This window comes from Okeania sp. (genome assembly GCF_983059655.1).
The window spans coordinates 1-6,223 of sequence record NZ_CEZPJD010000460.1 but is presented as its reverse complement, the minus strand read 5'-3'; the positions used below and the strand labels follow the sequence as shown (position 1 = coordinate 6,223).

Here is a 6,223-nt window from a genome sequence, read left to right as displayed (position 1 = left end):
CCTCTTCCTTACTTTTTCACAATCATTTTCTCTACTGCTTCCGCTGTTGCAGGAGCTAATAACACTCCATTCCGATAATGACCTGTTGCCAACAACACATTTTGAAACCCTTCCAAATAACCCACTGCAGGAGCTGCTTGACCTTCCGGACGTGGCCGCAAACCAGACCATTTTCTTAACACCGTTGCATCTGCCAAACTCGGGCAAAAACTAATAGCTCTTTCCATCACCCTATCCAATAAACTAGAGTCTGCTACCACCTCACCTACATCATCAGGAAATTCTACCGTTGCTCCCACCCAATATTCATTTTCCCCCACTGGTACAATATGCACATCATCCCCAGTTATCACTGGCTGAAAATCTAGATTTCCTAGAGGCGATCGCCCTTGCAGATGTAGAGCTTGCCCTAACACTGGCACAATAGTAAATTTCTGGTCAAGATTTGATTTACGCTTCAGTTGTAGAGACCTCAAATTACCATCTTTTATTCCTTGCAAACATGGCAACGACCCCAACCCCGCAGCCACAACTAACCAATTTACATCCCCCAAAACAGGAGCTTTTTTAGTTGAGTCTAGACTTTTTGTCCGTATTTGCTGACAACGATATTCGTTATTTCGTAGCGCTATAGTATTATATTCCGCAACTGTTACTCCAAAATGAAAATTCACCCCATTTTGTTGAGCAGCTTCTACTAAAGCTAAAGTAAGCTCCACCGGGTTAATTTGCAAATCTTGAGGAGAATAAATAGCCGCTGTAACTTCAGATGTCTCGATCTGAGGAGAGCGATCGCGCAATTGAGCAATATCCCACATTTCCAATGGTAAACCATCTGCTTGCCGAATATCTACCAATCTTTTCCATCTATCTAAGTCATCCCCAGGCAAACACAACAACAAAATACCATCACGGTTATGAGAAATAGGGCGATTTATTTTTGCTTCCAACTCAGGAATTAAATTATGATAGCTCTGGACGCTCATGCGCCTCATTTTCCAAGGTCTGCCTTTAACTTTTTGGCTAATTACCCCCATCAACACCCCCAAAGCAGCACCAGTAGAAGCTTGAGCAGGTGCTTGTTTGTCCAATACCGTAATTTTTAACCCTTCAATTTTACTCAATTGATAGGCGATCGATGCCCCAATAATTCCACATCCAATAATTACTATATGAGTCATTTAAGTTATCAGTTATCAGTTATAAAGTAGGGCATTGCTGAATTTAAGTATGAATGTCCGATTGTTTGGTTCTGGTAAAGCCCCCTAAATCCCCCAAAATTGGGGGACTTTTAAAGTTTTATTCCCCCCAAAATTGGCTTGCTCGGGGGGCAAAATCATACCCAGAATCAGCAACGCCTAAAGTAGAAATTAATATGGGGTACGCAGTACGCACCCCATCAAGCAATATTGAAATTTATCGTCGCTACACTTATGGTTGGGTGTAGGGTTTTAAGTTTGAGAAAGCAGAATGTTCAACAGCACTATTGCAGAACAACTCTTATTGAAAACCTCACAGTCACTTACTAGGATTTTGCTCAGGTGCGTAACGCTACCGCTAACACACCCTACCAATAGCTCAGGTGCGTAACGCTACCGCTAACACACCCTACCAATAGCTCAGGTGCGTAACGCTACCGCTAACACACCCTACCAATAGCTGAATGCTGACTGCTGAATGCTGGTCGCTTATTTAATTACTTTTAGGTATCACACCCAAGAAAGTGTCAAAATCTGCTACTGCTTTTTTATACTCAGCAGCAGCCTGTAGTTTGTCACCTGCTGCTGCTGCAACGTCAATTTCTTCTAAGTCCTGAAATACTTCTTTTGCTGCATCCGACACAGGTGCTTTATCTTTTGGCAATAATAAACTTTGGGTCAAATAGTTAGTCTTGCTCCGCAAGTCTCCTAGAGGCCCATGAATAAATGTATCTACATTTACCCAATCACCTTTTTGAATTAAGGTGTTTAGTTCATCCATGCGATCGCGTACAGCGACTATTTTGGTCGTGTACTGTTCAATTTGTTGTAATTCAGCATCTGAGTAGGTTGGCGGTGGAGCAGGAGAGCCACAACTTGCCAAAAACGCTACTAACAGCGCCATCATCCATGCTACTATTGAGCGTTTATTTAACATCATCTCTTTCTTGATCGACTAAATTTAATATTTCATCTTAAGATTAAAAATGGAAACGACCATTTTGGCAAGGGGAGTATATTTACTTATACTATGTCCGGATGATTAATACCGTTTCACTAAAGTCAGAAGTCAAAAGTCAGAAGTCAGAAGTGATATTAATCGAACCTAAGAAGTAATATCCCAAATTTCTGCTTGGTTTCCAGTGTTCCCTCTTGAATTTACACCTACCACCTAATTGCGGACATGATATTATTTGTTTTGCTTAATACTTCTAAACTGTTTTTCTACCACACTGACTAAAGTTTCTCGTGGGAAAAGACGGGAAATATTAACAATTACCTGATTTAAAAAGCCTCCTGTCACAACATTAGACTGATTTTTTTCTAAAGCTTGAAGAGCATCTTTTACTACTTCTTCTGTAGGGGTCAATTGTGACATAGAAGATCCACCTACAGATTGAGGAAATTCTGCTCTTTGGAAAAATTCTGATTCTGTTGGTCCAGGGCAAAGTGCTAATATCTTCACTCCTGAATCTTGATTTTCTGCCCACAATGCCTCACTAAAACTTAAAACAAATGCCTTTGTTGCACCATAAACTGACATATAAGGTAAAGGTTGAAAACCACCGAGAGAAGAAACATTAATGATTGCCCCAGACTTATTTTGTTGCATTCTAGGTAAAAATAAATGCGTTAATTCTACTAAAGCAGTAATATTTAATTGAATCATATTAACCAGCTTTTCTAGAGGTCTCTCTGTAAAATCTCCATAGTCACCAAAACCAGCATTATTTACTAATAAATCTATAGTTAATCCTTTCTGAGAAACTATCTCAAATACAGAATTTGTTGCTGCTGGTGCTGTTAAATCTTGGACTATTACATCAGCCTGAATTTGATATTGATATTGTAATTCATTGGCTAATTTTTGTAGTTTATCTTCTGAACGAGCTACTAATACTAAGTTAGTTTTTCGACTTGCTAATTCTTTGGCAAAAATTTCACCTATTCCAGAAGAAGCACCTGTAATTAATGCAGTTTTCATTTTATTCGATCTGAGATTAACTATGTAAAGTAAAGTTATAAAATTACATTACATAATTAATGATAGTATAAAGGAATATAAATTTTATTAAATAATGAAATTTCAATAATTTTTGGTAAATTAATTAAAATAAATACCGGAGATAATAATATTATGACTTTTCGTATTCTGTGTTTGGACGGTGGTGGTATTAGAGGTGTCATGCCAGCCCGTATTCTCCAAGCATTTGAGCAACAATTAGGTAGCCCTTTAAAAAACCATTTCGATGCCTTAAGGAAGTCAGAAGTCAGAAGCGGTGCGACCCCGCGTCGGCGTTAGCTTTAGCTCCTCCGGAAGAGGCTAGACGCAAGCGGTCGGACCCCGCGACGATGCCAGCTCGCTTGCGGAACGCCGACCAAGAGAGGGAACGCGCACCAAGAGAGTCAGAAGTTAACCCACCCCTGCCCCTCCCAGGAGGGGAAGTAGGGGATTTGAGCTTCGCTCCAAAAATATTACGCGTTAAAAGGTGGGGTTTTAGACCCATGTTATTTTGATAAAAAACCTTTTCTCTTCTAACCTTTTCTTTCCTCCTACCTTCTGCCTTCATTTATTCCACGCCGGAAAGCTAAACTTCTTGCCTCCTCAAAAATAACAGTAGTTCATCTGTAATATCTCCAGACCAATGTTCTTGAGGATAATGTCCAGCTTCTGCTAATTTAACTAACTTTCCATTTTCACAAATATTAACTAAATTTTCAGCTTGACTAACATCTAACCAAGGGTCTTTAGTTCCCCAAACAATTAATGTTGGTTGTTGCCACCCTTTAAAGCCAGATTCAATTTCTGTCATTGAGTTTTTTAAGTCTAAATTTTGCACAATTGCTGATACGGATCTACCAGCAGCAGAACTTTTTAGATAAGGACTACGATAGACATCTAAATCTTCATCAGCAACTGTTAAACAACTGCCTTTTTCTAAAGTTCTATCAACAAATAGAGGGTCTTGAACTAGCATATCACCAACTAAAGGAATGCCTAATTGTTTCATTTGCCAAGGTAATTTTGCTGTAGAAGAAAGTGGTGTATTTAAAATAGTTAAACGCTCAATCTTTTCTCGATTTTGCAGAGCATATTGTAAACCAACGGAACCTAAAAATCCTTGAATAACTAGATAAAATCGTTCAATTTCTAGAGCATTAATTAATTTTGCTAAAGCCTGAATAAAAGCTTCTGGTTTGTAAGAAAAATCTCGTTTATCTAATTTAGGGGATAAACCACAACCTATCCAGTCTGGAGCGATCGCTCGATAACCTGCTTCAGCTAATTCGGGCATCATAGCAGTCCAACTATGACTTTGAGCAGGAAATCCATGTAATAGTAAAATTGGTAATTTATCTGTTTCATTATCGGGTTTAGCTTCCCGATAAAACCATTCTAGAGAACCGACTTGTATATTTTTTTTCTCAATTGACACTTGTTTTGATAAATTTTTTTACTAGATTAGCTTGAGGATTATATCATTTTATTGGAATAATTGATTGGGATAGGATTAAACTAATTTTTTTGTAGGAAAAATAACTACTTATAAAATAGTTAACTATTCAGGAATTAATATCTTAAATATTATTTGGAAATACTACTTACAATTCGGTAAGGTATAAAGCAGGATTTGGGATGATAGTATTGTTAGGTAATAATAATTAAAGCGTGATTTACCAAATAATTCATTAATCTAATAACTTTTTTTCTGGTTTTTACAGTTTTTTTGGTAATTCTAATTTTTCCAGAAAATTATTGATTTCAGCATCTAGCCATCTTTTTTCTCTTTGACTTAAAAGGGAATAGGCAAGTCTAATACCTTTTTTAAATTTGGCAGTTTCTTCTACTTTACCTACTATTTTACGATTAAATACCCAACATCTCCAGTCAATTGAAAACTCATCTTTATTGATTTTAATCTGAGTTTTATAGTTCAATTGAAATAATAATAAAAAGATGCCAAAAGTCAAAGAAACACCAAAAAGTGGTGAATATAATGAAGACAAAACATTATACACAAAGGTTATTGATAATAATAAAACAAGCAAAACTTTTTCATTTTTACCAACTTCTAGATTTTTTAAAGGTGGAATATTAATAATTAAACTTGTAGATGTTTGTTCCAGAGTAACTAGACTTTTTATCTTATTCTTATGACCAGATTTAGTCAGAGATTCAGAAGAGTAAATCATTTCTGAATGATTACTAAGTACATTCAAAGCTGCTGTTGCCCACTGAAATCTATCTTCCCAAATCGGTTCTAATATTACTTCTAACCAATTCATAAATTCTGGTGAAATTTTCACACAAGAGCGAATATCTATTTTCATTCTTTTTTGAGGTAATTCATCTGGGGAACGATGAGTTAATAAATACAGTAAAGTTGCACCTAAACTATATAAATCTGATGCACAATAAGCTTTTCCTTGTAACTGTTCTGGTGGCATATATCCAATAGTTCCGACAAAGGTTCCACTCAAAGACATTGTATTTCGATAAATATCTTTAACTGCCCCAAAATCTACTAAAAATACTTGACTATCAGGTTGTAAAATAATATTTTCTGGTTTAATATCCCGGTGAATTATTGGCGGATTTAATTGATGTAAATAACTGAGAATGTTCAAAATTTGAATCGCAAGATTTTTAACTTGTATTTCTGTCGGATGCCAACCTTTTTTCACCCAATTTGCTAAGGAATTTCCCCACACTAATTCACGAATTAAATAAAAGCATCTATCTTGCTCTGTATCAATATAAAAATAATTCAAATATTTGGGAATTTGAGGATGATGCAAATTGGCGATGACTTTAGCTTCCCGCTCAAAAAGTTCTAATATTTTCCAGTCTTTTGTTTGTTGTAAAGAAACAGCTTTCAGTGCTACTCGCTGATAATTTGTCAGGTCTTCTGCTTCATATATTACTTCTAACCAATTCATAAATTCTGGTGAAATTTCTAAACAAGAACGAATATCTATTTTCATTCTTTTTTGAGGTAATTCATCTGGGGAACGATGAGTTA

At 36.3% G+C, this 6,223-nt stretch carries 6 protein-coding genes; 1 reads left to right on the top strand and 5 read right to left on the bottom strand.

The features are described from left to right. Positions 1-8: 8 nt before the first annotated feature. From AC3DU7_RS21805 to AC3DU7_RS21795, 3 genes are all read right to left on the bottom strand, one after another. Positions 9-1,181, bottom strand: a complete 1,173-nt coding sequence (locus tag AC3DU7_RS21805; RefSeq protein ID WP_488041403.1) for an NAD(P)/FAD-dependent oxidoreductase — start codon at positions 1,179-1,181, stop codon at positions 9-11. Between the two features lie 511 nt (positions 1,182-1,692). Next, entirely contained in the window at positions 1,693-2,139 is a 447-nt protein-coding gene (gene psbQ / locus AC3DU7_RS21800) for a photosystem II protein PsbQ (RefSeq protein ID WP_488041402.1), read from the bottom strand. Between the two features lie 249 nt (positions 2,140-2,388). Beyond that, a complete protein-coding gene (locus AC3DU7_RS21795) occupies positions 2,389-3,183 on the bottom strand; it encodes an SDR family NAD(P)-dependent oxidoreductase (RefSeq protein WP_488041401.1) in 795 nt (264 codons plus the stop codon). A gap of 153 nt (positions 3,184-3,336) precedes the next feature. On the opposite strand from AC3DU7_RS21795, the gene AC3DU7_RS21790 reads away from it, so the two are divergent. Further along, positions 3,337-3,501: a hypothetical protein gene (locus tag AC3DU7_RS21790; RefSeq protein ID WP_488041400.1), complete on the top strand. Its 165-nt coding sequence runs from the start codon at positions 3,337-3,339 to the stop codon at positions 3,499-3,501. A gap of 286 nt (positions 3,502-3,787) precedes the next feature. On the opposite strand, the gene AC3DU7_RS21785 is transcribed toward AC3DU7_RS21790, so the two are convergent. Then, entirely contained in the window at positions 3,788-4,636 is an 849-nt protein-coding gene (locus AC3DU7_RS21785) for an alpha/beta fold hydrolase (protein ID WP_488041399.1), read from the bottom strand. Positions 4,637-4,916: 280 nt separating this feature from the next. Next, positions 4,917-6,223, bottom strand: a 1,307-nt coding sequence (locus tag AC3DU7_RS21780) for a serine/threonine protein kinase (RefSeq protein WP_488041398.1), incomplete at its 5' end; no start/stop codon positions are given.

Bases quoted from the DNA above. Each gene is read 5' to 3' on its own strand.
- AC3DU7_RS21805 (WP_488041403.1), bottom strand. From the start codon at position 1,181: ATGACTCATATAGTAATTATTGGATGTGGAATTATTGGGGCATCGATC.
- AC3DU7_RS21795 (WP_488041401.1), bottom strand. From the start codon at position 3,183: ATGAAAACTGCATTAATTACAGGTGCTTCTTCTGGAATAGGTGAAATT.
- AC3DU7_RS21790 (WP_488041400.1), top strand. From the start codon at position 3,337: ATGACTTTTCGTATTCTGTGTTTGGACGGTGGTGGTATTAGAGGTGTC.
- psbQ (WP_488041402.1), bottom strand. From the start codon at position 2,139: ATGATGTTAAATAAACGCTCAATAGTAGCATGGATGATGGCGCTGTTA.